At 61.7% G+C, this 23,303-nt stretch carries 25 protein-coding genes; 9 read left to right on the forward strand and 16 right to left on the reverse strand.

The genetic code is table 11. The features are described from left to right. Positions 1 to 127 precede the first annotated feature (127 nt). The 3 genes from RPG13_RS20090 to hflX all read left to right on the forward strand — a co-directional run bounded on the left by RPG13_RS20090 (position 128) and on the right by hflX (position 2,773). Positions 128 to 991: a D-amino-acid transaminase gene (locus RPG13_RS20090; RefSeq protein ID WP_292503926.1), complete on the forward strand. Its 864-nt coding sequence runs from the start codon at positions 128 to 130 to the stop codon at positions 989 to 991. 96 nt (positions 992 to 1,087) lie between these two features. Next, a complete protein-coding gene (gene hfq, locus RPG13_RS20095) occupies positions 1,088 to 1,381 on the forward strand; it encodes an RNA chaperone Hfq (protein WP_337125791.1) in 294 nt (97 codons plus the stop codon). Then, positions 1,382 to 2,773: a GTPase HflX gene (hflX, locus tag RPG13_RS20100; RefSeq protein WP_127204554.1), complete on the forward strand. Its 1,392-nt coding sequence runs from the start codon at positions 1,382 to 1,384 to the stop codon at positions 2,771 to 2,773. It abuts the gene before it with no gap. Between the two features lie 6 nt (positions 2,774 to 2,779). Here the strand turns inward: hflX and mazG are convergent, their stop codons facing one another. From mazG to RPG13_RS20115, 3 genes are all read right to left on the reverse strand, one after another. Further along, positions 2,780 to 3,604: a nucleoside triphosphate pyrophosphohydrolase gene (gene mazG, locus RPG13_RS20105; protein WP_127204555.1), complete on the reverse strand. Its 825-nt coding sequence runs from the start codon at positions 3,602 to 3,604 to the stop codon at positions 2,780 to 2,782. Between the two features lie 84 nt (positions 3,605 to 3,688). After that, entirely contained in the window at positions 3,689 to 4,873 is a 1,185-nt protein-coding gene (locus RPG13_RS20110; RefSeq protein WP_128284885.1) for an amino acid aminotransferase, read from the reverse strand. A 180-nt stretch (positions 4,874 to 5,053) separates the two neighbouring features. Next, positions 5,054 to 6,220, reverse strand: coding sequence for an OpgC family protein (locus tag RPG13_RS20115; RefSeq protein WP_095488629.1), 1,167 nt, complete (start codon positions 6,218 to 6,220; stop codon positions 5,054 to 5,056). 352 nt (positions 6,221 to 6,572) lie between these two features. Between RPG13_RS20115 and RPG13_RS20120 the strand changes: the two genes are divergently transcribed. From RPG13_RS20120 to RPG13_RS20135, 4 genes are all read left to right on the forward strand, one after another. Beyond that, entirely contained in the window at positions 6,573 to 7,091 is a 519-nt protein-coding gene (locus tag RPG13_RS20120; RefSeq protein WP_245330029.1) for a sigma-70 family RNA polymerase sigma factor, read from the forward strand. A gap of 8 nt (positions 7,092 to 7,099) precedes the next feature. After that, positions 7,100 to 7,873 (forward strand): anti-sigma factor family protein, encoded by a 774-nt coding sequence (locus RPG13_RS20125; protein WP_095488668.1) that lies wholly within the window; start codon positions 7,100 to 7,102, stop codon positions 7,871 to 7,873. Between the two features lie 21 nt (positions 7,874 to 7,894). Next, positions 7,895 to 8,611 (forward strand): Bax inhibitor-1/YccA family protein, encoded by a 717-nt coding sequence (locus tag RPG13_RS20130; RefSeq protein ID WP_095488631.1) that lies wholly within the window; start codon positions 7,895 to 7,897, stop codon positions 8,609 to 8,611. A 125-nt stretch (positions 8,612 to 8,736) separates the two neighbouring features. Further along, the gene (locus RPG13_RS20135; protein WP_095488632.1) at positions 8,737 to 9,300 is read left to right on the forward strand and encodes a DUF2076 domain-containing protein; all 564 of its coding nucleotides are present in this window, start codon (positions 8,737 to 8,739) and stop codon (positions 9,298 to 9,300) included. Positions 9,301 to 9,538: 238 nt separating this feature from the next. Here the strand turns inward: RPG13_RS20135 and RPG13_RS20140 are convergent, their stop codons facing one another. The 3 genes from RPG13_RS20140 to RPG13_RS20150 form a co-directional block, all read right to left on the reverse strand. Continuing rightward, positions 9,539 to 10,807, reverse strand: a complete 1,269-nt coding sequence (locus RPG13_RS20140; RefSeq protein WP_095488633.1) for an acyl-CoA dehydrogenase family protein — start codon at positions 10,805 to 10,807, stop codon at positions 9,539 to 9,541. 220 nt (positions 10,808 to 11,027) lie between these two features. Next, positions 11,028 to 11,519: a cysteine hydrolase family protein gene (locus tag RPG13_RS20145; protein WP_206073008.1), complete on the reverse strand. Its 492-nt coding sequence runs from the start codon at positions 11,517 to 11,519 to the stop codon at positions 11,028 to 11,030. 141 nt (positions 11,520 to 11,660) lie between these two features. Further along, on the reverse strand, positions 11,661 to 11,909 hold the full coding sequence (locus RPG13_RS20150; RefSeq protein ID WP_095488669.1) for a DUF1127 domain-containing protein: 249 nt from the start codon (positions 11,907 to 11,909) through the stop codon (positions 11,661 to 11,663). A 135-nt stretch (positions 11,910 to 12,044) separates the two neighbouring features. On the opposite strand from RPG13_RS20150, the gene RPG13_RS20155 reads away from it, so the two are divergent. Further along, complete coding sequence (locus tag RPG13_RS20155; protein ID WP_337125792.1) at positions 12,045 to 13,553, forward strand: winged helix-turn-helix domain-containing tetratricopeptide repeat protein; 1,509 nt, start codon at positions 12,045 to 12,047, stop codon at positions 13,551 to 13,553. Between the two features lie 52 nt (positions 13,554 to 13,605). Here the strand turns inward: RPG13_RS20155 and RPG13_RS20160 are convergent, their stop codons facing one another. The 4 genes from RPG13_RS20160 to RPG13_RS20175 all read right to left on the reverse strand — a co-directional run bounded on the left by RPG13_RS20160 (position 13,606) and on the right by RPG13_RS20175 (position 16,852). Next, positions 13,606 to 13,998 carry a GFA family protein gene (locus RPG13_RS20160; protein WP_095488635.1) on the reverse strand — a complete coding sequence of 131 codons (393 nt, stop codon included), beginning with the start codon at positions 13,996 to 13,998 and terminating at the stop codon, positions 13,606 to 13,608. A 104-nt stretch (positions 13,999 to 14,102) separates the two neighbouring features. Next, on the reverse strand, positions 14,103 to 15,014 hold the full coding sequence (locus RPG13_RS20165) for an agmatinase (RefSeq protein WP_128241040.1): 912 nt from the start codon (positions 15,012 to 15,014) through the stop codon (positions 14,103 to 14,105). 105 nt (positions 15,015 to 15,119) lie between these two features. Then, on the reverse strand, positions 15,120 to 15,581 hold the full coding sequence (locus RPG13_RS20170) for an SRPBCC family protein (protein WP_337125793.1): 462 nt from the start codon (positions 15,579 to 15,581) through the stop codon (positions 15,120 to 15,122). 323 nt (positions 15,582 to 15,904) lie between these two features. Next, positions 15,905 to 16,852 (reverse strand): homocysteine S-methyltransferase family protein, encoded by a 948-nt coding sequence (locus RPG13_RS20175; protein WP_095488638.1) that lies wholly within the window; start codon positions 16,850 to 16,852, stop codon positions 15,905 to 15,907. A gap of 244 nt (positions 16,853 to 17,096) precedes the next feature. On the opposite strand from RPG13_RS20175, the gene RPG13_RS20180 reads away from it, so the two are divergent. Then, positions 17,097 to 17,756 carry a TetR/AcrR family transcriptional regulator gene (locus tag RPG13_RS20180; protein WP_095488639.1) on the forward strand — a complete coding sequence of 220 codons (660 nt, stop codon included), beginning with the start codon at positions 17,097 to 17,099 and terminating at the stop codon, positions 17,754 to 17,756. Between the two features lie 24 nt (positions 17,757 to 17,780). Here the strand turns inward: RPG13_RS20180 and RPG13_RS20185 are convergent, their stop codons facing one another. From RPG13_RS20185 to tmk, 6 genes are all read right to left on the reverse strand, one after another. Further along, positions 17,781 to 18,251 carry a YbaK/EbsC family protein gene (locus RPG13_RS20185; protein WP_128284881.1) on the reverse strand — a complete coding sequence of 157 codons (471 nt, stop codon included), beginning with the start codon at positions 18,249 to 18,251 and terminating at the stop codon, positions 17,781 to 17,783. Positions 18,252 to 18,266: 15 nt separating this feature from the next. Next, entirely contained in the window at positions 18,267 to 19,085 is an 819-nt protein-coding gene (locus RPG13_RS20190) for an MBL fold metallo-hydrolase (protein ID WP_337125794.1), read from the reverse strand. A gap of 3 nt (positions 19,086 to 19,088) precedes the next feature. After that, positions 19,089 to 19,883 carry a TatD family hydrolase gene (locus RPG13_RS20195; protein ID WP_337125795.1) on the reverse strand — a complete coding sequence of 265 codons (795 nt, stop codon included), beginning with the start codon at positions 19,881 to 19,883 and terminating at the stop codon, positions 19,089 to 19,091. Beyond that, a complete protein-coding gene (gene metG / locus RPG13_RS20200; protein ID WP_095488643.1) occupies positions 19,883 to 21,436 on the reverse strand; it encodes a methionine--tRNA ligase in 1,554 nt (517 codons plus the stop codon). Before metG ends, RPG13_RS20195 begins: the two co-directional genes overlap by 1 nt. Positions 21,437 to 21,518: 82 nt before the next feature. Continuing rightward, positions 21,519 to 22,574 (reverse strand): DNA polymerase III subunit delta', encoded by a 1,056-nt coding sequence (locus RPG13_RS20205; protein WP_095488644.1) that lies wholly within the window; start codon positions 22,572 to 22,574, stop codon positions 21,519 to 21,521. Next, entirely contained in the window at positions 22,571 to 23,245 is a 675-nt protein-coding gene (gene tmk / locus RPG13_RS20210) for a dTMP kinase (protein WP_337125796.1), read from the reverse strand. The genes RPG13_RS20205 and tmk overlap by 4 nt, the downstream gene beginning before the upstream one ends. Between the last annotated feature and the right edge of the window lie 58 nt (positions 23,246 to 23,303).

Genomic DNA, 23,303 nt, shown 5'->3' on the forward strand with positions numbered 1-23,303 from the left:
TTATCGGTTACGGCGCTGGCGGAATCGCATAAGAAAGCGCCGCGCGTCTTTTGGGATGCGCAAAGGACGCTGTAGCATTTTGATTTTTGCGCATGACCCATGCGCTGACTTCTCCAGGGGTGACCTCATGCCGCGCATTGCCTATGTGAACGGGCGCTACGTCGCTCACGCCGACGCTTTCGTGCATATCGAGGACCGTGGCTATCAGTTCGCCGATGGTGTCTACGAGGTCTGCGAGGTAGCGCGCGGCTTCATCGTCGATATGCCTCGCCATCTCGGACGGCTGAACCGCTCGCTGACCGAATTGTCGATCGACTGGCCGGTCACGCGGGGCGTGTTGCCGATTATCATGCGCGAGGTGGTTCGCCGCAACCATGTCACCGATGGCCTGGTCTATCTTCAGGTGACGCGTGGCGTCGCCAGCCGTGACTTTATTTTCCCGGCGGCGGGCACGAAGCCGTCGCTGGTGGTGACCGCCAGGAAAGCCGACCCCGCTGCTGCAGCGAAGAGGGCCGAAAGCGGAATCAAGGTTATCACCGTGCCGGAGAATCGTTGGGACCGGGTCGATATCAAGTCGGTCGGCCTGTTGCCAAATGTGCTGGCCAAGCAGAAGGCTAAGGAAGCCGGCGCCCAGGAGGCCTGGTTCGTCGATGCCGACGGCACCGTCAAGGAAGGTGGATCGTCGAATGCCTGGATCATCACCAGGGATGGCGTGCTGGTGACGCGTCCGGCCGAGCACGGCATCCTGCGCGGCATCACCCGCACCACGCTGTTCGAGGTGGCCGCCAAGCTCGGCCTGAAGATCGAGGAGCGGGGCTTTTCGGTCGCCGAAGCCAAAGCCGCGCGTGAGGTTTTCATCAGCTCCGCGACCACGATCGCCATGCCGATCGTGGCGATCGACGGTGCTCCCGTCGCCAACGGCCATCCGGGCTCGATAACACTTTCCTTGCGGCAAGCCTTTTTTGACGTTGCGGAAAAAAGTCCAGCCTGATAACCGCACAGGTGGAATGAACATCAATATATCTCGTTCTGCTTGTCGTTATTGACGGCAAGATGGTGTTTGCGTGCTTGACACGTGCCGGGTAATTTGGCGCATTGGCTTGCAAACCGAAGGGGATCGGCGAAAGACAAGAACAATGCGGAACGATCGCAAAATCTTCAGGACCTGTTCCTGAATTCAGTTCGCAAAAGCAAAAACCCACTCACCATCTTTCTCATCAACGGCGTGAAGCTGACCGGTGTGGTCACTTCGTTCGACAATTTCTGTGTTCTGCTGCGTCGAGACGGCCATTCCCAGCTCGTCTACAAGCACGCCATTTCCACGATCATGCCGAGCCAGCCGGTTCAGATGTTCGATGGTGAGGAAAGCCAGGGCGCCTGATTGGCACGTAAGAAAGACGCGGACCGCAGCGTTCGCGAAAAATCAGCATATCAGCCGGGGACGGAAGCCGAAGGCCCGACCCGGGCTGTGGTCATCGTGCCTGTGCTTACCCGCCAGCCGCGCAGCGACGAAGACACGAATCGTCCGCGCTTGACGCGTTCCGCCGAGGCCCGCCACAACGAGGCGGTTGGCCTTGCCCAAGCCATTGACCTCGACCCGATCCATACCGCGGTGGTGACCGTCAACGATCCGCGCCCGGCGACCTTGCTCGGCAGCGGCAAGGTCGCGGAGTTCGCCGAGATCGTCAAACAGGGCCATGCCGAACTGGTCATTGTCGACCATCCGCTGACGCCGGTGCAGCAGCGCAATCTGGAAAAAGAGTTGAACGCCAAAGTGCTGGATCGCACCGGGCTGATCCTGGAGATTTTCGGCGAGCGCGCGCGGACCAAGGAAGGCACGCTGCAGGTTGATCTTGCGCACCTCAACTATCAGAAGGGCCGACTCGTGCGAAGCTGGACTCACCTCGAGCGCCAGCGCGGCGGCGCTGGCTTTCTCGGCGGCCCTGGCGAAACGCAGATCGAATCGGATCGCCGCGCCCTGCAGGACAAGATCAAGAAGCTGAAGCTCGAGCTGGAAACAGTGCGGCGCACCCGTGACCTGCACCGCGCCAAGCGCAAGAAGGTGCCTTTCCCGGTGGTGGCGATCGTCGGCTACACCAATGCCGGCAAGTCGACGCTGTTCAACAAACTGACCGGAGCAGGGGTGCTGGCCGAGGACATGTTGTTTGCCACGCTCGACCCGACACTGCGTCGGGTGCGGCTGCCGCACGGCACGCCGGTCATCCTTTCGGACACGGTCGGTTTCATTTCGGACCTGCCGACGCATCTGATCGCGGCCTTCCGGGCCACGCTGGAAGAGGTGGTCGAGGCCGATCTCGTCATCCATCTGCGCGATATTTCGGACCCCGACACGGCCGCCCAGGCCGAGGATGTCGAGCGGATCCTTGCCGATCTCGGCGTCGATGCCGGCGACAGCAAGCGCGTCATCGAAGTGTGGAACAAGATCGACCTGCTCGACGAAGGCAACCGGGCTCGGCTTCTTGCCGATGGCGCCGATGGCGACAAGACGCCGCCGATTGCCATATCGGCCGCCACCGGCGAGGGCATCGATGTGCTGAAGGCGATCATTGAGACAAGAGTTTCAGGCGAACTGGAAACGCTGACCATCACGCTCAAGCCTGAGCAGCTCGGGCTCGTCGACTGGCTCTACCGCAATGGCGACGTCGTCTCGCGCACCGACAATGAAGATGGCGGCGTGACCGTCGCGCTCAAGGCGACGCAAAGCGCGCATGAAGAGATAGAAAGCCGATTGCACCGTAAAAACAACGGATAGTCGCTGTTACTTCGCGCTCTTGGCTTGCTGCCAAAACGCCTCCATCTCGTCGAGCGAGGCCTTTTCCAGCGTGTTTCCGGACGCTTCCAGCGCTTGCTCGACGTAGTGGAACCGCGACCGGAATTTCTCGTTGGTGCCGCTGAGCGCCGCTTCGGAATCGACCTTGAGATGACGCCCGAGATTGACGACGGCAAACAGCATGTCGCCGAACTCGTCCTTGATCGAAGCCGTATCGCCCTTGGCAAGGGCCTCGCGCAACTCGCCGATCTCTTCCTCTATCTTGTCGAGGATCGGCGTGGCCTCGCTCCAGTCGAAGCCGACGCGGGCAGCTTTCTCCTGCAGCTTGAGCGCCCGGGTCAAAGCGGGCAGGGCGACCGGCACGCTGTCCAGAAAACCCTTGCCGTGATCCTCCGGATCGTGCCCGCGGGCGAGGCGGGCGCTGCGTTTCTCAGCCTTCTCCTCGGCCTTGATCTTTTCCCACATACCCTTGGCCATGCCGGCGCTGCGCGCCTTCTCATCGCCGAAGACATGCGGGTGGCGGCGGATCATTTTCGTGGTGATGGCCTGGACCACGTCGCCAAAAGCGAATTCACCAGCCTCCTCGGCAATCTGCGCGTGGTAGACGACCTGCAGCAGAAGGTCGCCGAGCTCGTCGCGCAGATCGTCCAGGTCGCCGCGCGCGATGGCGTCCGCCACCTCGTAGGCTTCCTCGATCGTGTAAGGCGCGATGGTCGAGAAATCCTGCTCGATGTCCCACGGACAGCCGGTTTCCGGGGCCCGCAGCGCCGCCATGATCTCAATCAGCCGGGAAATGTCCTTCGAGGGTTTCATCGGCCGGATGCTAGCCTGCGTCCGACCGTGTAGCCAACGCCGTCGGACGGCGAGGGGCGATTGTCCACAGCGCTGCTCAACGCCTCAGTCGAGCACGGAGACGATCGCCTTGGCGAGCGCGTCCATACCGTCTTCCGGCAGGCCGGCGACATTGATGCGGCTGTCACCGACCATATAGACGCCGTGCTCGGCGCGCAGCCGCTCGACCTGCGCTTCGGACAGGCCAAGCCGGGAAAACATGCCGCGATGGCTGGCGACGAAATCGAAGCGATCGGAATTGGACTGCCGCCGCAGCGCTTCGGCGAACTGCACCCGAAGCCGCAGCATGCGCAGGCGCATCTCCTCTAGCTCCGCTTCCCAGTCGGCGCGCAGCGTGGCGTCTTCAAGCACAGTGCGCACCGCGGCCGCGCCATGGTCCGGCGGCATCGAGTACATGGCGCGCGCCGCCGACAGCATCTGGCTCATTGCCACATCCGCCTGCGCGCCGTCTTTAGCCAGGATCATCGCCGCGCCGACACGGTCGCGATACACGGCAAAGTTTTTCGAGCAGCTCGAGGCAACGACCATCTCCGGAACTTTTTCAGCCAGCAGGCGCAAGCCGGCGGCGTCTGCGTCCAGGCCTTCGCCAAAGCCCTGATAAGCAATGTCGACAAACGGCAGCAGGCCGCGCTCGACGACAAGGTCGGCTATTTCAGCCCACTGCGCGATGTCCAGATTGGCGCCTGTCGGATTGTGGCAGCAACCATGCAGCAGCACTACGTCGCCGCTCTTGGCGGTCGCCAGCGCGCTCATCATGTCGGCGAAGCAAACAGCACCTGAGGCAGCGTCGAAATAGGGATATTCGCGTATCTGCAAGCCGGCGGCGCGCATCACCGGCATGTGGTTCGGCCATGTCGGGTCCGACAGCCAGATCGTTGCGTCCGATCGCGTCCTCTTGAGCAGCTCAGCCACCAGCCGCAGCGCGCCTGAGCCGCCGGGCGCCTGCGCCGCACGTATGCGTGTAAGCTCGGCCGCAGGGCCAAAGACCAGCCTCGCCATCGCCGTGTTGAAGCCGGTATCGCCGGCAAGGCCGAGATAGGTCTTGGTATCCTGGCTCTGCAGCAATCGCTTTTCGGCTTCGCGCACGGCGCGCATCACCGGCGTCTTGCCATCGCGATCCTTGTAGACGCCGACGCCGAGGTCGACCTTGTCGGGGCGGGGATCGGCGCGATAGAGGCCAATCAAAGCAAGGATCTTGTCGGCTGGGGCAGGCTGAAGATCTTCAAACATCGGCGCGGTTCCGTTGGCGGCGGAGTGATACGCAAATCGGCCGTGCTGCGCCAGCGGTTTTCATTTGCGCCAAGTTGAAAACCGCCAACCGGGACTGGACATAGAAATCCATAGCGTGCCTCGAGGAGAGGCTCGCACCCGGCGAAAGGCCTTGATGGCACGGCGCGTCGCGCCGTTCTATCACGCTGGCTTGAGGGCAGCAGACGGCAAGGCAGCGGCAGGTTGCTGCTTCTTGGCACCCCAACCGATCCGCGGCAACCATTCGAGGTAGTAGGCGAAGCCGAACTGCAGCGCGATGCCTGTCGTGATCAGGATCGTGTCGTAGAGCAACCCGCCTGGGCTGACGACCTTCATGACCTGCGCAATCATGGCGAGGATCGTTCCGGCGATGAAGACCGGCAGCGAATGCTTGCCGAGAACCGCGAGCGGGTGTCCGGGCCTGGTCCTCGCCAGGTTGGAAAGCGCCGGGAGCGTCACGATCAGATAGGCGATCGCCAGAATGTGCATGAGCCGCGACAGCGACAGGAATGTCTTATCGAAACCGGTCAGCACGGTAGGCAGGCCGGAGGCCGTCTCGATGCCCCACAGCGGCAGCCGCACCCAAATCAGCGCGCCGACCAGATACCCGACGGCCGCGCTCGTCATCATCCAGTTGAAGCGGATTTCGCCGCCGCGCTTGACATGCAGCATGCCGGCGATCCCGATGACAAACAGAAATTGCCAGGAGAGCGGGTTCAGGAACCAGAAGCCGTCGCCGGGAAAATTCGAAGGCGCGATCTGGAAAATGCCGGCGATGAGCCAGAGGGCAGCGGACGCAGCGAGCATCAGCCGCAGGCTGAACGTGCCGATCCACAGGAAAAGCGGCATCATCAGAAGCACCACGGCATACATGGAAAGAATGTTGTTGTAGCCGATCTGATGCCCGAGCGCGGCGATGCCGAGCAGCGCTTCCGGCGTGTCCTCGATGATCATCTGGATGTTGATTAGCTTCAAAAGATCGGGCCGCGAGAAATGCAGTGCAGCTGCCGAGAAGATCGCCAGCGTCGCCACGGTGGTCATGACGTGGGTGACATAGAGGACACCCGCGCGCCGCCAGGCCTTCAGGGTGATGAGCAACCGGTTTCCCGGCCGGAACTTCTGTCCGTAGGCGAGCCCGACAGCGATACCAGAAATCAGCACGAAGGCTTCGGCCGAATCGGAAAAGCCGAAATTCTTGTGCGTGAAATACTCGAAGACCGTCCCGGGCACATGGTTGACGAAGATCGTCAGTAGCGCTAGCGCGCGGAAGACATCGATGCGGGTATCCCGCTGGGTTGGCGCATTACCTGTCGTGTCGGGGCTTGTCATATCGGGTCGATAATTCGTGGAACAAAGCGGGCCCAAAGGACCGTCGGCGAAGGGAAGATTCGGCGGTGAATGTTTCCTGCCTATAACTCGCAAGTGCCCCGAAAAAGATGACACCTTCGCGATTTTCCGCGTCACAAATTAATTCACGTGTAAACATCGAAATCCCCGGCGCCGCTAAGCCGCACGGCGAATTGTGGCGGCTGAGGGGAGGGCCGCTCGGTCGCGGACAAAGAAGCCGCACGCGCGATGGTGAGGCATTGCACCGTTATGTCTGACCTTCCCGGATCGCAAAAAATTCAAAGAGCGGGATTAAAAACCTGCCATGCTCCGTAAACAGGACATGAGAGGGTCGATGCCACGCTTCGATATCATAGGACAGCTTGGTTCCCTGCGGCGCTACGCGCGTTCGCTAACGCGCGACAGCGCCGAGGCAGAGGATCTGGTGCATGACGCGCTGGTGCGCGCCTATGAGCGGCGCGGCACCTTCCGATCCGGCGGAAACCTGCGCGCATGGCTGCTGTCGATCGTCCACAACGCTTTCATTGACGGCTTGCGGTCCCGCAAGTCTGAAGCGGCGCGCGTCGAGCAGGCCGGGTATCTTGCCGACGCCAGTATGCAGGCTCCCCAGGAGCATTCCGTCCGCTTGGCGCAGGTGCGCGAAGCCTTTTTCAAATTGCCGGAAGAGCAGCGCTCGGCGCTGCATCTCGTCGCCATCGAGGGACTTACCTACAGCCAGGCGGCCGAGGCCAGCGGCGTGCCGTTGGGAACGCTGATGTCGCGCATCGGCCGGGCGCGGGCGGCGCTCCGTGAGATGGAGGACAAATTGCCGGCGCGTGTGAAAAGCCACCTCAGGATCGTGGGAGGCCCGTGATGTCTGCGATGAACGAACTGCGCGACCCGGTGACCGATGCCGATCTCGACGCCTATGTCGACGACCAGCTGGACGTTGCCCGCCGCATCGAGGTCGAGGCATTTCTTTCCGCCCGTCCGGAGGCCGCCGCTCGCGTGATGTCCGACCTCAGGACGCGCGACGAACTGCGCGTGGCACTTGCCGGATCCAAGGGCATGGCGCGGCCGGCAACGGCCGACGCGGCGCGGCGGCTGGAACGCGGGCTGGCCCGGGGTCGCGTGTTAGGCACGTTGCGCCGGGCTGCGGCAGTCGCAGTCCTGCTGACCGCGGGCTGGTTGGCGAACGGCATCGTCGGGCCGATATCGGTGACGAAGGTCGTCGCCTCGACACAGCCGCCCGCCTATCTGGAGGAGGCGATCCGGGCACATGGGACGACAATCATGCGCGAGGCCATGTCATCCCAGCCTGAAGCGCCTGACTACGATGCGGACGAAATCCGCGCCGCCACGGCGATCGTCATGCCGTCGCTGCCAAAGGACTGGAAGGTTCGTGACGTCCAGATTTATCCGTCGCGGTTCGGCCCGAGCGTCGAGATGGCTGTCGAAACAAGGGACCTGGGACTGGTCTCGCTCTTCGCGATCAGGCCCGGAACGTTCGACGTGGTCAAGCCGACCGCCGCCCCCTCTGGCGAAATTTCCTCGGCCTATTTCCAGATCGGCGAAGTCGCCTACGCGGTCGTCGCCCGAAGCGGTATCCGCGATCTCGATCGCACCGCCGAGACGCTCGCCAAAACGCTTTACTGACCCTCACCAAGGAGAACTCGCATGAATACCCCCAATCTAGGATACCGCACGGGCGTCGGAGCCCAAACCGGGGCCGTCTTCGACGAAGGCCTGCGCAAGCACATGCTGCGCGTCTACAACTACATGGGAGTCGGCCTCGTCGTTACGGGCGTGATCGCCTTCATAGTGGCGTCTACGCCAGCCCTCTACGTCCCGATATTTTCCACTCCGCTGAAGTGGGTGGTGATGTTGGCGCCGCTCGCCTTCGTGCTGCTGTTCTCGTTCAAGATGCAGACGATGTCGGCGGCCGGCGCCCAAGCGATGTTTTGGGCATTCTGTGCGGTGATGGGCCTGTCTCTGGCCTCCGTGTTCCTGGTCTTCACCGGCACGAGCATCGCGCGCACCTTCTTCATCGCCGCCACCATGTTCGGCGCCACCAGCCTTTACGGCTACACGACCAAACGCGACCTGACCCAGTTCTCGTCCTTCCTGATCATGGGCCTGATCGGCGTGGTGATTGCCAGCATCGTCAACATCTTTCTCGGCTCGACTGCGCTCCAGTTCGCCATTTCGGTGATCGGCATCGCCGTCTTCATCGGTCTCACCGCCTGGGATACGCAGACGATCAAGGAGCAGTTTGCGGAGAATTTTGGTGCGGAATCGCAGCAGAAGCTAGCCGTCTTCGGTGCATTCTCGCTCTATCTGAACTTCATCAACATCTTCCAGTTGCTGCTGAACTTCACCGGCGAGCGCGAATAGCTGCGTCAAATCAAATGCATGTCGCGGCAGCGGTTTTGAAGCAGCGACATGCATAAATAGGGACGTAGAGCGCGCCGCGAGAATGTCCTGGACGCGGCGCGCGCAAATGACCGGAGTTGCTTCCCATGAACAGGAACGACCAGCAGGCGATTGGCAATCTTTTTGAGAAACTTGCGAATGTCGAGCGACAGACGCCGCCGCGCGATGCCGAAGCGGAACGCTTCATCAACGATCAGATTGCCCGACAGCCTGGCGCGCCATACTACATGGCGCAAACAATCGTCGTGCAAGAGCAGGCCCTGAACGCGGCACAGTCGCGCATCGAGGAACTGGAACAACAGGCACAGCAATCTGCCGGCGGCGGATTGCTTGGCGGCCTCTTCGGAGGCAGCGGCGCCAGGCGCTCGGGTTCGGTGCCGCGGGTCGGGCGCACCGCTGCCGCTGCACCGGAGCAGCCGCTTTCTGGCAATGATCGGCAGGGGGCAGGCGGCGGTTTCCTCGCCGGAGCCGCGCAGACTGCGATGGGTGTGGCGGGCGGCGTGCTTCTCGGCAACGCGATCGCAGGCATGTTTGGCGAAAGCGGCGAAGCGCAGGCAGCCGAACCGCCGGCACCACAGCCAGAGCAAGCCGACCAAGCAGACGATGCCGGCTCCGATGGCGGTGGTGATTTCGGCGATATTGAATTCTGACCATGCGCGGTGCGGGTGGGTCCGGCCTCGGACCACACGATATATGCCAATGGCTCGTCGGCCGTTGGCAGCCGCCTGCTGGCGGTCTCATGGACGGCTCTGTGGGAAAATATGACGCTGCTCGGCTTGGTCGATCGCACGAGTCCGGGGTTCTTTCACGCGGGACAATCACCTGATCGCGCATCGACCTCAGTTGGGAGCGCCGGGGAGGGTAGAAGGCATGGCAATCGAGAAAAGGTTAGGCTGATACGAGCCTATCGCTCGTGGCTGCATCGCGCGAAGGTGGAGAGTGCTGGTAGGACACTGGGCATTCATGGTGGGCCTGCGATCCAGCCGACGAAGCAAGCCGCTGTGACCACTGTGTCTTCGATGTGCCCAGGGCGAACTCTGCCAACCTGAGGAGCTGCACGTCAGAAGTGCCCGCCGGCGCGAAGATGTGGTGCGCATCCCGCAACAACCTTTCGATGGGCCGGTCGGCGAACAATCCACAAGCGGCATGCACTTCCATGGCGTTGCGGGCCGAATCCAAGGCGTGCTCCACGTTGATCAGCTTGGCATTTATCAGTTCAGCGTCACAAGGCAGGGCACGGTCCAGCATATGCACGGCGTGATAGGCGGCGAGCCGGGCGGTCATCAGCCGCGACTGCATCTGGCCGAGTTTCTGCTTGATGGTGGGAAGTTCGCAAAGAGGGCTGCCGTAACGGTGCTGCTGCGCGGCAAATGCCACGGTCTCCTCGACAAGCGCATGGTGGATTCCGAGCGCGACGGCGGTCAGGTTGGGCCTTCCGTAGAGGATGCTGGAAGAATAGGCCACAGCCAGGCCGTCGCCCTCCTTGCCGAGCAGGTTTTCAGCGGGGACCCGGCAGTTGTCGAAGACAAGTTCCCCAAAACCGAAGCCGTGCAGGCCCATCGCTGGCTTCAGTGCAGCGCGTGAGAAGCCGGGGCGATCCGCCTCTACGAGGAACGCGGACAGACCCTTCGAGCCGCCTCCGGTTCGGACGATCACCCCATGCAGATCGCCGACATGGCTATTGCCGACATACGTCTTGTGGCCGTTGAGGATATAGGCGTCCCCGTCGCGCTCGGCGTTCGATGCCATGCCGAGCACGTGGCTGCCGGACTCGTGTTCGGTTACGGCAATGGTCGGCAGACATTCCCCCTTGGCTATGGCCGGAAGCCATTTCCGCTTCTGGGCTTCGTTGCCGAAATGGAGAATTTTCGCGACGCCTAGCTGCGAGGCCTGCACCATCGCTCCCATGGCGCCGCTGACGCGCGAGATTTCCTCGATGACGATGGTCTTGGCCAGATGCCCGAGACCCAAGCCGCCAAATTCTTTGCCAATGGTGATGCCGATCCAGCCCTGGCGGGCGATCAGCCAAGATAGATCATGGTCTACAGACCGCGAGGCTTCCATGGCAGGTATACGGGGCCGGATCTCGGCCTCCGCAAAGGCCCGTGCCCGATCCCGAATCTGATCGTGGCGCTCGGTAGCGAAGTAACTGTCCATCCGATCCTCCTGACTTCCGGAGCGCGATGATCGGAGCAGCGGACTACCGGACAATTTCACGGGGAGGGGAATTCGGTTACATCCGAAACAGGGAAGCTACCTCCGTGACTCGAGACATGACCGTCTGGTGGCAAGTTGCGGTGCCTTTCAGACGTTCACTAGGTCGCACTGAGAGCTTCAACGATCTCTGAAACAGTCGCTATTTTGGCGATCTTGCCGTTCATGTAATCCAGGGAGACGCGCGCGTGCTCTGCGTCGTAGGAGCCGATGCATTCCTCGGCCAAGACCACTCGGAAATCTCGTAGGCGTCCACCGCAGCCACACGGATACAGGCGTGTGTATTGACGCCGCATAAAACCAGTTCACCGGCGCCAAATTCAGCCAGTAGCTCGTCAAGTCCCGTCTTGAAGAACGCGCTGTAGCGCTTCTTGACTATCGTCGCATCGCTTGGCTGCCAATCGAGCTCAGCGTGAAGCAGGGCACCTCTCGTGCCCTGAATTGTAACGGCGATGCGTTTGTCGCGCATCTCAAGAAATGCGTCGCTGAGATCCGAACGGAACTCCTGCCGCACCCAGATCACCGGGAGCTGTAAACTCCTGAAAGCGGCCACCAGCCGGTTGGTATTCTGAACCAGTCGATCGGCTTTATCTGCTTCCCACAGGTCGAGATACTCATTCAGCAGGTCGATGATAAGGAGGCAGCATTTGGTCATCGTCGAGCTATATGAAGCGCTGAATGCAGATTTGTGACGAGGCCGTATCTCCTAGCGAGCTGTCAAAGCGATTTAGAGACGCGCCGGCGAACCACTGCGGCACGCGGAAACTGGCGATCCGGTGTCTTTGCAGCATTCGCCTTATCGTTGCCAGAAGGGCAGCTTGGCGATCTCTTCCTCGACCTGCTGTCTCGTCAGACCGATATCGTCGATCAAGTGGGGATTGTCCTTCGACATTTGCTTAAGTTCCCAGCGAAAGCGTGTCCGCTCGCGCCAGGTCGCGATAATGCTTCGCAGGGTCGTCAGGTGCCGACGCGACACTTCCGCCGGCCTCACGGGCGTTTCCGGCCGCGATGCCTGATGCGGCGCCGATGCAAGGGTATCGTTCATGGCAACCTCCATATGGTTTGAGGGTCCGGGACCCTCGACCTGAAAGAGGTTGAATTCTGCAGGATACAAACAGCGCCGTAATTAAGCTCTCCCAAATAGTTCTCAAAACTTCCAAATCGGCTATAGATGCGCTGTATGCAAGGATCGCGCTTTGCCTTTGGTCCGTTCGTGCTTGATCCAGGTGCGGGAACACTCCTTCGGAACGATGTCCCCGTTGCCGTTGGCTACCGCGGGTTGAAGCTGCTTGCGGCGCTCGTCGGACGGCCCGGCGAAATACTTGAGAAGGCCGAGTTGATGGACGCGGCGTGGCCGGGCACTGCCGTCGAGGAAGGCAACCTCACCGTCCAGATCGCGCAACTGAGGAAGCTGCTTGGTCCGGCCACCGACGGCGGTGAATGGATCTCCACGGTTCCGCGCGTCGGCTACCGGTTCACGGGGGTCATCGAACAGCTCGGTGGCGCGAAGCGAAAACCTTTGCCGCTGCCCGGCAAACCATCGATAGCGGTGCTGCCCTTTGTTAACATCAGCAACGATCCCGAGCAGGAATCCTTCACGGATGGTTTGACCGAAGACCTGATCACCGACCTGTCCAGGGTCTCCGGCCTGTTTGTCATCGCACGCAACTCTGTCTTTGCCTACAAAGGAAAGGCGACGGACGTGCGCGATATCGCACAGGATCTTGGCGTGCGCTACCTGCTGGAGGGTAGCGCAAGACACGCCGCGGGGCGTGTGCGTGTCAACGCACAGCTGGTCGACGCGGAGAGTGGCGATCATCTGTGGGCGGAACGCTTCGATCGCAGCCTGGAAGACGTCTTTGCCGTTCAGGACGAGGTCACCGGCAAGATCGTGGAGGCGTTGCTCGGCCGGCTGCGTGCACCGCCGCCGCGCAATCGACCCAAAAATCTCGAGGCTTACGATCTGTGCGTGCGGGCGCGCAAGCTGATGGATGATTCGCCGCAGACGGCGCAGGAAGCGCATCTGATGCTCACCCGCGCGATTTCGCTCGATCCGGAATATGCCGAGGCCTATCGCTGGCTTGCCATGAATCACTGGATGGGATGGGTGCATTCTGGCGGACCAACCGAAACATCCCGTAGCGTTGCTTTGGAACTGGCGCGCAAAGCGGTGGCGATCGACCCCAACGATGCCGGCTGCCGCTGGGTTTTGGCTTACCTGCTTGCCTATGAGCGCGGCTTCGCCGAGGCCGATGCGGAATTCGCCAAGGCGATCGAGCTCGACCCGAACGAGGCCGATGCCTGGGCGGTATTATCCGACATCGCGGTCTTGGCCGGGCGGGTCGAGGAGGGGCTTGAGCACATTCGCAAGGCGTTCCGGCTGAACCCGTTTCCGGCAAGTTGGTACTATCTGACGCTCGGCCAGGCGCAATATGCTGCGCGCGAGTACGAAGCCGCTGTCGACACACTGCGCAGGGATGAGACCTATCGTACAAGCTCACGCCGTTTCCTGGCGGCAAGCCTTGCCCAACTCGGCCGACTCGACGAGGCGCGCGCAGAGGTCGAGCTGTTTCTCGTCGGCAACCCGCATTTCACAACCCGCCACTGGGCCACGACGGAGCCATTCCGGGACGCTGCGACGCTTGAGCATTTCGTTGAAGGTTACCGCAAGGCCGGTCTTCCGGAGTGACGCGCCGGCGTGACCCTCCCAAACGGCCACTCGCACCGTTCGTGCGTGCGACCTACTCCTCAAAGCGACCCGTGGCGTCACGATCGCGCTCATATCGTCTCTTGAGCGGAAACGGTGGCAACCAGGATTCGCGACGGATGATCCAGCTTTCGTATGTTGGCATCAGCTGGTCGGGGGCATCCAGGGATCCCAGGTTCACTTCGATTTCGTCTGCGGTGCGCCCGAAAATGGTCGAGCCGCAGCGGGGGCAGAAAAACCGCCCGGCGTAGTCGCGTGTTTCGCCATCGATCGTTACCGCATCCTGGGGGAACACCGCGGAAGCGTGAAAAAGGGCCCCATGATGCTTGCGGCAGTCGAGACAATGACAAATGCCGACCCGGTATGGGAGTCCCGACGCCACAATTCGGACGTTGCCGCACAAGCAACCGCCGGTGAATCGGTCCATGCTGCGTCTCCTCCAAAACAAGCGGTCGGAATGTTTACAACGAACCCCGTCGGCGCGTCCATGGGCGGCGAGGGGGCGTTGAAGCTACGAGAGGAATCCAGGTTTCAAACCTGCCTAACAATGGTGCCGATCACATTGACGAGAAGGCGCGCGGCGGTCAGCGCCGACAGGCCGTCAATGTCGGCCGGAGGATAGAGCTCGACAAGGTCGAATCCTGCGATCTTGGCCCGCCTGCCGAGGCCCGCGATCAGGTCGATCACCTGCGTATAGGTGAGGCCGCCGGGCGTACGCGCCGCCACGCCCGGCATGATGCCGGGGTCGAGGCCGTCGCAGTCGAGGGTGACGACGACCCGTACTCCTTCCGGAATATGCTGGAGTGCGGCTTCGACGCCCTGGGCGTGAACCTCGCGGGCGGTCACGAAGCGGCTGCCATAGCGCCGCGCCGCTTCGATGTCAGTGAGGCGTGCGCTGCCGACGCCACGGATGCCGACCTGCACGATGCCGGCGACATGCGGCATCTCGCTCGCCCGGCGCATCGGGTTCGAATAGCCGTGGCGTTCGCCATGCAACTCGTCGCGCCAGTCGATATGGGCGTCGATCTGCAGGATCCAGATCGGCCCGTGATCCGCAAAGCCGGCGAGAAAGGGAATGGGTACGGAATCGTCGCCGCCGAGCAGGATTGGTACGGCGGGCAATGCCAGGACCTCGCGCGTCTTCGCCTCGATCCGGGCCCGGTTGCCGGCATTGTCATGCATAGCGGTCGGGATGTCGCTGGCGTCGATGCAGCAGACCGGCTTGCCGTCGAACAGCGGGCCGCCGAGGTCGAAATCCCAGTGCTCGACGAGCTCGGCATCGTCTTGGCTCGCAGCGCGAATGGCGTCGGCGGCCAAGGCATAGCCGCTGCTGTCCTTGCCGGGATAAGTGCTGCCGTGACCGGCTCCGAAGATCACCGCACGAGGCATGCGGCCATCGGCGAGGCGATCGGGAAAGCCGAGAAAGGGAGGCGAGGCGGTCATTTTGTGATGGTCTTAGCTGAAAATTTCGGTGTTGAGAGGTGCAGGATGGGGTCGTCCGAATGCGAGATTGAGTCAGTCGACTGAATCGAAGCGAACGGTTGCCTCTCAGATAACGCGAGCGTTCGGTGCATGATCTAGGACGAGATTGGGCTCAATGCCATGCTCAAGGTAGAACTTCATGGCTGCTAACAGGTTTGTGAATCCTTCGGTGGAATTTATCGCTTCCTCCGCGCCGCCAGAAAAGCCCCAGTTTCTGACCGTGACGAAGGTCTGACCGTCTTCTATCGATCTAAATGTCCATTCGACGAAACTCGGATTTTCAGGCCCGTTCCACTCGATCAGGATTCGCTCGTCCGGGTCGATAGCCTTTACGACGGCGATTGTATGCACGCCATACATCTCCCAATCCCATCTGACCCTTTCGCCCACTTGCAACGGTGCGGCACCCTTGGAAAACCAGAAATGAGATGTGATCCTCGGATCGATCAGTGATCGAAAGACCTCTGCGACGGGCTTGCATATCATCATCTGTGCCTTGGCGACTGGCTGCTCAGACTTGTTGGACATCTGAATTCCACCCTTTCACAATTGCCGGTCTCAAGGTCTAACACGTATCGATGAGGGTTGTTCCGCCAGGGCGCAACCGCGCAGGGACGTGCTGCCCTCCATGATCTCAAGCCCGCCGCGTCGGAATAGTCGATTGCCCGGTCGGCTGCGCTTCATCTCTATCTCTATCTCTATAGGCTGCTCTATCTCTATAGGCTGCCACATCAGAAAGTCGCATAAGATAGATTATGGAACTGATGTGCGGTTTTGATTGCGTTGCCTTTCGGTCCAGCCGCAGTTCCTTGTTCCTCGGAACTCAGCGGAACTGCGGCTGGTAGAGTCTCCTACGCCGCCTGCGGCACGCAGGCTTCGCAGATTGCTGCGATGTGCCGGTGGTCGGTGCCGCAGCAGCCGCCCAGGATGCGCATGGTCGGAAACGAGGTTCTCAGCCCGCTGTAGCGCCGCCCGAGGTCGTCCGGGTCGCCCGCGTCGAGCGTCTCCGATTCGTCCAGTTCGGCATGGCTTTTGGCCGAAGCGTTCGCCTTCACGCCATAGACGCGATCGAGCCAGCGCTCGCCCTTTTTCAGCGCCTGCATGAAATGCGTCGGATGTGCGCAGTTGATCATATAGTAGGCCGGCGCACCGTCCGTGGCGTCGTCAACCCTATCGATCGCCTCGCCGAGCGTCATGCCGGTCACCAGCTTCCCGTCGGTCTCAACGGTGAACGAGATCATACAGGGCATCGCATGCGCCTTGGCCGCCCGCGCCACGCCGATCGCCTCGTGGAAATTGGTGAGCGTATAGGCCGCCACCATGTCGGCCTCGGTCCGCGCGAAACTCTCGATTTGCGCCGCATGATAGGCTTCCGCCTCGTTGGCGTCCATATTACCAGCTTTGTAGCCGTCGCCGCGCGGCCCGATCGCGCCGCTGATGACGCAAGGCGTCTCGGCAGTCTCGAACTCCTTGCGCAGGTCGAGAAGAAGCTCGATGGAGCTCTCGTTGACGGCCCGCAACGCTTCCGGCCCGTAGCCGAGCAACGTTCCCCAATCGGGGTTGGCCCGCCACGTCGGCGTGTCGAGGATGAACCCGGTCCCGCCTCTGCGCGCAATGGTCAGATAGCGGACGTAATATTCCTTGAGCTTCTGCCGGCCTTCAGGCGTTGCCATCAGCGTGAATGAAGCAAAATGCGGAAGGTCGAGGCCTTCGTGAAAGATGAGGGTCGTCTCCATGCCGCCATCGCTCAAGAATGTTCTGTTGGCGAGTTGCGGCAGATTCTGGCGGTACTTGGCCATGTTTGTCTCCAGTGGTAAGATAACACCGTGCCGCCTTGGTTGCGGCCGGTTTCGGAATAGCCAAGTTTTAACAGCACGTGCCACCGGTGCGGTAGAAGGCTCGTGGTCCGGTACTCCACCGAAGCGGGAACCGCAGCAATTACAGACGGATAGCCGTTCTGGGTCGGTCGTATTGCTATCGGTGCCGAAGTTGGCGGGTGTGAAAACCATACCGCCGGTACAGTAAATTTGAGGGCATTCGGTCATGCGCAAGGGTGCGGAAACGCGCGAACGCATTCTGGAGATCGCCGAGGCATCGGTGCTCGCCAAGGGGTTCGGCGCGACTTCCATCGAGGAGGTGATCGCCGAAGCCGGCATCACCAAGAGCGGCTTCTTCTATCATTTCAAGGACAAGAACGAACTCGCCCGCGCCTTGATGCTGCGCTACGTCGAGGAGAACGACCGCATCTTCGACGATGTGTTTCACCGCGGCCGGCAATTGTCCGATGATCCGTTGCAGTCCTTCCTGATCACGCTCAAGCTGCTCGCCGAATTGATGGGTGACCTGCCGAACGGCCACCCCGGCTGCCTGATTGCGACGTTCACCTATCAGGAGCGCCTCTTCGACCGCAGCGTTCGCGAAATCGCTGCCAGCGCCGTACGCTCCTGGAACGGGCGGTTTCGCGACGCGCTGAATGAGATCGCGAGCGTTTATCCAGCCCACAAGGACATGGACCTCGACGACGTCGCCATCATGTTCTCCTGTGTGATCGATGGCGGCATCATCATGTCGCGGGGGCTCGGCGACCCCCGCGTCCTCGAACGCCAGATTCTCGCCTTCCGCAGCTTCGTAAAGATGTTGTTCGCGCCGGCTGCGCCCGACATCATGTTGCCGCCTGCGCACACCGCGGTCGCCGCCGAATAGCTGCGATATCAGGTGTGCCGGACCTCAGACTGCCAGCGTCGCTACGACAGCCTGTGCTGCCTTGACCATTGCGTGTGGCTCGGCTGCGAACACGGCGTCGTGCGCGCCGGCTGCGGCCCATACGCGATCGAAACCTAGCAGCGTCTCATCGGCGAACGCCGGGATCGCAATCAGATGGCCGATCGGCGCTACGCCGCCAATGGCAAAGCCGGTCTCGTCGCGGATCTGCCGCGGGTCGGCGCGCTTCAGCGGCTCGCCAGTCAGCGCGGCTGCCTTGGTGAGATCGAGCTGGTTGACGCCGGAAACCAGGAAGAGAAAAAGTCTGCCACTGGCTTCTCCCTGGAAAATCAATGATTTGACGATCTGGGCAACCGTGCAGCCGCATTGCGCGGCGGCTTCCTCGGCCGTGCGTGTCGAGGCGCCCATGCGCCTGATCTCGATGTCAAGACCGGCATCAGCCGCTGCCTTGGTCACACGCTCAATGCTGCCAGCCATGAAGAACCGAGCCTATTACACTGATTCAAAAGCGATTTCGATCGTCATGCCATCATAGGCCGGCTCGACGTTATCAGGCGTCTCGGCCACCACCGTGGCGTAGTCAAGCGGCACATGCATATGCGTCAGCACGGCCTTTTTCGGCGCCAGTTTTTCGATCCAGCCGAGTGCCTGGCCGAGCGACAGATGGCTCGGATGCGTCCTGTATTGCAGCGCGTCGATGACCAGCACGTCCAGCCCACCCAGACGCTCGGCCGTGGTGTCCGGGAAATCACTGATATCGGGGCAATAGGCGAGCCCACCTATGCGAAAACCAAGCGATATGATGTCGCCATGGATCTGCGGCAGCGGCTCGAGGGTGAGGGTACCCCCCTCGCCCTCGATTACGACCGGCCTGGCGTGGTCGATGATATGGGGCTCGACAATGGGCGGATAGGAACTGCCCAGCGGTGTTTCGAAACAGTAGCCGAACGCTTCCCTTAACCGCAGCATGGTGGGCTGGTCAGCGTGGATATCGATGAGATGACGCTGCTCGAGCACGAAGCCACGCAAATCGTCGATGCCGTGGATATGGTCGGCATGCGGATGCGTATAGACGACCGCATCGATGCGCCTGACCGATGCCAGCAGCATCTGCTCGCGGAAATCCGGCCCGGTGTCGATGACGACTGTGGTTCTGTCGCCGTTCGCGGCGATCCGCTCGACGAGCGCTGCGGTGCGCATGCGCCGGTTCCTCGGATTGGCTGGGTCGCAATTGCCCCAGTCGCCAGTGATGCGCGGCGTGCCCGGCGATGAGCCGCAGCCGAGAATTGTGAGGCGCAGCCGGTCGCTCATGCGTCAGGCGCTCAGCGCACTTGGGCGCGGCATCTTCTCGAACAGCCGGAAGAAATTGTCCGTGGTGACGGCAGCGATTTCGGCCTCGCTGACACCGATCGTTTCGGCCAGCACCTTGGCTGTATGCGCCACATACGCAGGCTCGTTGCGCTTGCCGCGAAAGGGTATCGGCGCAAGATATGGCGCGTCGGTTTCGACCAGCAGTCGGTCGTGTGGCACGTCGGCAGCGATGGCGCGCAGCTCGGCCGAATTCTTGAAGGTCAGGATGCCGGAAAAGGAAACGTAGCCGCCGAGCGCCACGCCGACTTCGGCCAGCCTGCGCCCGGACGAAAAACAGTGCAGGATGAAGGGGAAGGCGCCCTTCCCTGTTTCGTCCTCGAGGATATCGGCCATGTCGCTGTCGGCGTCACGCGAATGGATGACCAGCGGCAGGCCAGTCTCGCGCGCGGCAGCGATATGGATGCGAAAACCCTGCGCCTGCGCATCGCGCGGCGCGTGATCGTAGAAATAGTCGAGCCCGGCCTCGCCGATCGCTACCACTTTTGGATGAGCGGATAGCCGGACAAGATCCTCGGCCGACACGTCCAGCTCTTCGGCGGCATTGTGCGGATGGGTGCCAACAGAGCAATAGATTTCGTCGAAAGATTCAGCGATTTCAAGCACTTGTTGGAATTTCTTCACACGTGTCGAGATCGTCACCATGCGACCGATTCCAGCGGCAAGGGCGCGGGCGACGATGGCCGCCCGCTCCTCTGCGAAATCCGGAAAGTCGAGATGGCAGTGACTGTCGACCAGCATTAGGCGCTTGCATCCGTTTGCTCGACGTAACGTGGAAACACGCCTTCCGGCGCGGGCAAAGCAACCCCTGATGCCAGCGCATAGTCCGCGTGGACATGCACGAAATCGCGGCTGTCCGCCGGCACAGCCAGCAGGTCGAGCAGCTTAGCGGCCGATCCCGGAATGAAGGGCTGGCAGAGCAGCGCCACGCGTCGGATGATTTCTGCGGTCGTCCACAGCACCGTTTCCATACGCGCCGGATCGGTCTTTCTGAGCGCCCAGGGTTCCTGCGAGGCGAAGTAGCGATCGGCCTCCGCCACCACGCCGAAGATCGCCGCAAGCGCTAGATGGATGCCCTGCTCCGCCATCGTCTTGCGTGCAGTAGCAAGCGCCTCCACCGCCTGGTCGAGGATCGCCCTGTCGGCCTCCGCCAGATCGCTGCGCTTCGGCACTACGCCGCCGCAGTTCTTGGCGATCATCGACAGCGAGCGCTGCGCCAGATTGCCAAGGCCATTGGCGAGGTCGGCATTGGTGCGGTTGACGATGGCCTCGTGGCTATAGCTGCCGTCCTGGCCGAACGGCACCTCACGCAGGAAGAAATAGCGCACCTGGTCGAGGCCATAATGCTCGACCATCGCGAACGGGTCGATGACGTTGCCTACCGATTTCGACATCTTCTCGCCGCGGTTGAACAGGAAGCCGTGACCGAAGACGCGCTTCGGCAAGGGGATTCCGGCCGACATCAGGAAGGCAGGCCAATAGACTGCGTGGAAGCGCACGATGTCCTTGCCGATGATGTGTGCATCGGCAGGCCAGAAGCGCCAATTGTCAGCATTTTCATTTGGATAACCGACACCGGTAATGTAATTTGTCAGAGCGTCGACCCAGACATACATCACATGCTTCTCGTCACCCGGCACCGGCACGCCCCAGTCGAAGGTGGTGCGCGAGATCGACAGATCCTTCAATCCTGACTTGACGAAGCTCATCACTTCGTTGCGCCGCTCGGCCGGGCCGATGAAATCGGGTTGGCTTTCGTAGAGCGTGATGAGCTTGTCCTGATAGGCCGACAGGCGGAAGAAATAGCTCTCTTCCTCGACCCATTCGACCGGGGTTCCCTGCGGTCCGTAGCGGACATTGTCGGCGCGGACTTCGGTCTCCTCCTCGCCGTAGTAGGCTTCGTCGCGCACCGAATACCAACCGGCATAGCCGCCCTTGTAGATGTCGCCATTGGCAGCCATCGCCTTCCAGATCGCCTGCGAGGCCGCATAGTGACGTTCTTCGGTAGTGCGGATGAAATCGTCGTTGGAGGCATTGAGCGCGATTGCCATGCGCTGGAAATCGGCCGCGTTGCGGTCGGCCAGTTCACGCGCGGGAATGCCTTCCCGCTTCGCCGTCTGCAGCATCTTGATGCCGTGCTCGTCGGTGCCGGTGAGGAAGAAGACTTGCTTGCCGTCGAGCCGCTGAAAGCGGGCGAGTGCGTCGGTGGCGATCAATTCGTAGGCATGGCCTATATGCGGCTTGCCATTGGGATAGGAAATCGCGGTGGTAATGTAGAATGTGTCGCGTGACATGAATTAACCGTCATGAATGTCTGAATGAAGATGTAGCGGTGAGATATCGCATCGAAACGGCGATTGCCATCCCGATGGGCCGTCACATTCGCATTGCAGAATTCAGGCGGTCGATCATGGTCAAGGCGTGCTGCTTCTTGTCGAGATTGTAGGTGTCGGTCTCAGATATAGCGTTCAAAGCCTCGTGCCAAGTATCCGACAGTGTTTTCGCCCGCGCCAGATCGCCCGCCAGCGCGGCCTGGCTTGCGCCGGTCGAGAGCAGGTCGAGCGCACGGCGATTGAAGATATCGAACTGGATCGCCTGGTCGCGACCGGCGACCGCCTCCGCGAGGCGATAGGCGCCGGCAACATCGCTCTTCCTCGCTGTCGCCAGGGCGTCGAGCGTCTCGGCGATTTCCAGCCCGCCATACTGCGTCAACAGGATTGCGGTGCGCGCGCTGCCCCCTGCCCGCTTGGCCAATGCCGCGCGCGCCGCGGGTTCGTCCGGCGGCGGTGGCTCGACGTTCTCCAGAACCGCCATCAGGCTCTCGGCATCGAGCGGCGCCAGCCGCACCATCTGGCAGCGCGAGCGGATCGTCGGCAGCAGGCTGCCCGGTGCATGGACGATGAGGATGAACAGTGTGCGTGCCGGTGGTTCTTCAAGGTTCTTCAACAAGGCATTGGCCGCATTGACATTCATGTCGTCGGCCGGATCGACGATCACCACCCTGTAGCTGCCGTCATGCGAGGTCAGCGACAGGAAGCGGCTGACCTTGCGGATCTCGTCGACGGTGACGACCGTCTTGAAGCTTTTCGTCTTGTCGTTCGGCGGGCGGGTCAGATGGAGCACCGAAGGATGTGCGCCGGTGGCGATCTGGCGAAACAGCGATGACGCCGGATCAGGAACGGCGAGAACGTCCGGCGCCTGTTCGAATGCGGGATGCTTCAGCAGATGATGCGCCAGATGGAAGGCAAGCGTCGCCTTGCCGATGCCGACCGGTCCGACAAAGATCAGTGCATGCGGCAGCTTCCCGGAGCGATAGGCGGCGGCCAGCATGTTCGCCGCCTGGCCATGTCCGACCAGACGCGGGGTCTCGGACGGCTCCGGCACGCCGTCGAGCGTGTCGTGCTGTTCTGGTGCGATCCGTTCGAAAATCATCCTGGCGACGCCTGCTTCCTGTGCGCCGGCGTCATCGTCTCCAGAGCCGCGAACACGGCAGCGGTGACGACATTCTCCACCGTGTCGGGGTCGGCGGACGCGTCGACGACGATGCAGCGCTCGGGCTCTGCCGCGGCGATCGCCAGAAAGGCTTCGCGGCGGCGCTGATGGATATCAAGCGTTTCCTTTTCGAAGCGGTCGGCGCCGGCATCGGTGCCCCGCCGTGCCGTGGCGCGCCGCAATCCTTCGGCCGGGTCGATATCGAAGATCAGCGTCATGTCGGGCACCATGCCGTTGATGGCGACCTTTTCCAGCGCGCCCATGAACGCCGGATCGAGGCCGCCGGTGACGCCCTGGTAGACGCGCGAGGAGTCTATGAAGCGATCACAAAGCACGATCGAGCCGCGTTCGACCGCCGGCCGAATGACCTGCTCGACATGGTCGGAGCGCGCGGCGGCGAAAAGCAGCGCCTCCATCCTGGGGCCGAACGGTTCGGCAGCGCCGGAAAGCAGGACATGCCTGACCGCCTCCGCGCCGGGCGAGCCGCCCGGCTCACGCGTGACAAGGACATCGTATTTCTTGGCGCGCATCTTGCTGGCCAGCCGCTCGATCTGCGTCGACTTGCCTGCCCCCTCTCCGCCTTCGAAGGTGATGAAAAATCCGTGCACCAATCAAAAAGCCTTCTTCCATACTGCGGGAACCGTAATAGTCCCGGTCAGAAAAAAGGTC

Origin of the sequence: Mesorhizobium sp. ISC15 (genome assembly GCF_037162615.1) — a bacterium.
In the GTDB taxonomy this organism is placed as follows: domain Bacteria; phylum Pseudomonadota; class Alphaproteobacteria; order Rhizobiales; family Rhizobiaceae; genus Mesorhizobium; species Mesorhizobium mediterraneum.

Coding starts and splice junctions, on each gene's coding strand:
- RPG13_RS20195 (WP_337125795.1), bottom strand. CDS start 19,883: ATGCTGGTCGACAGTCACTGCCATCTCGACTTTCCGGATTTCGCAGAG.
- RPG13_RS20175 (WP_095488638.1), bottom strand. CDS start 16,852: ATGGCCAAGTACCGCCAGAATCTGCCGCAACTCGCCAACAGAACATTC.
- RPG13_RS20185 (WP_128284881.1), bottom strand. CDS start 18,251: ATGGCTGGCAGCATTGAGCGTGTGACCAAGGCAGCGGCTGATGCCGGT.
- mazG (WP_127204555.1), bottom strand. CDS start 3,604: ATGAAACCCTCGAAGGACATTTCCCGGCTGATTGAGATCATGGCGGCG.
- RPG13_RS20140 (WP_095488633.1), bottom strand. CDS start 10,807: ATGGACAGTTACTTCGCTACCGAGCGCCACGATCAGATTCGGGATCGG.
- RPG13_RS20155 (WP_337125792.1), top strand. CDS start 12,045: ATGCAAGGATCGCGCTTTGCCTTTGGTCCGTTCGTGCTTGATCCAGGT.
- RPG13_RS20110 (WP_128284885.1), bottom strand. CDS start 4,873: ATGTTTGAAGATCTTCAGCCTGCCCCAGCCGACAAGATCCTTGCTTTG.
- RPG13_RS20160 (WP_095488635.1), bottom strand. CDS start 13,998: ATGGACCGATTCACCGGCGGTTGCTTGTGCGGCAACGTCCGAATTGTG.
- RPG13_RS20125 (WP_095488668.1), top strand. CDS start 7,100: ATGAACGAACTGCGCGACCCGGTGACCGATGCCGATCTCGACGCCTAT.
- RPG13_RS20205 (WP_095488644.1), bottom strand. CDS start 22,574: ATGATTTTCGAACGGATCGCACCAGAACAGCACGACACGCTCGACGGC.
- RPG13_RS20165 (WP_128241040.1), bottom strand. CDS start 15,014: ATGACCGCCTCGCCTCCCTTTCTCGGCTTTCCCGATCGCCTCGCCGAT.
- metG (WP_095488643.1), bottom strand. CDS start 21,436: ATGTCACGCGACACATTCTACATTACCACCGCGATTTCCTATCCCAAT.
- RPG13_RS20130 (WP_095488631.1), top strand. CDS start 7,895: ATGAATACCCCCAATCTAGGATACCGCACGGGCGTCGGAGCCCAAACC.
- RPG13_RS20170 (WP_337125793.1), bottom strand. CDS start 15,581: ATGTCCAACAAGTCTGAGCAGCCAGTCGCCAAGGCACAGATGATGATA.
- RPG13_RS20190 (WP_337125794.1), bottom strand. CDS start 19,085: ATGAGCGACCGGCTGCGCCTCACAATTCTCGGCTGCGGCTCATCGCCG.
- RPG13_RS20150 (WP_095488669.1), bottom strand. CDS start 11,909: ATGAACGATACCCTTGCATCGGCGCCGCATCAGGCATCGCGGCCGGAA.
- RPG13_RS20090 (WP_292503926.1), top strand. CDS start 128: ATGCCGCGCATTGCCTATGTGAACGGGCGCTACGTCGCTCACGCCGAC.
- RPG13_RS20120 (WP_245330029.1), top strand. CDS start 6,573: ATGCCACGCTTCGATATCATAGGACAGCTTGGTTCCCTGCGGCGCTAC.
- RPG13_RS20135 (WP_095488632.1), top strand. CDS start 8,737: ATGAACAGGAACGACCAGCAGGCGATTGGCAATCTTTTTGAGAAACTT.
- RPG13_RS20180 (WP_095488639.1), top strand. CDS start 17,097: ATGCGCAAGGGTGCGGAAACGCGCGAACGCATTCTGGAGATCGCCGAG.
- RPG13_RS20145 (WP_206073008.1), bottom strand. CDS start 11,519: ATGACCAAATGCTGCCTCCTTATCATCGACCTGCTGAATGAGTATCTC.
- RPG13_RS20115 (WP_095488629.1), bottom strand. CDS start 6,220: ATGACAAGCCCCGACACGACAGGTAATGCGCCAACCCAGCGGGATACC.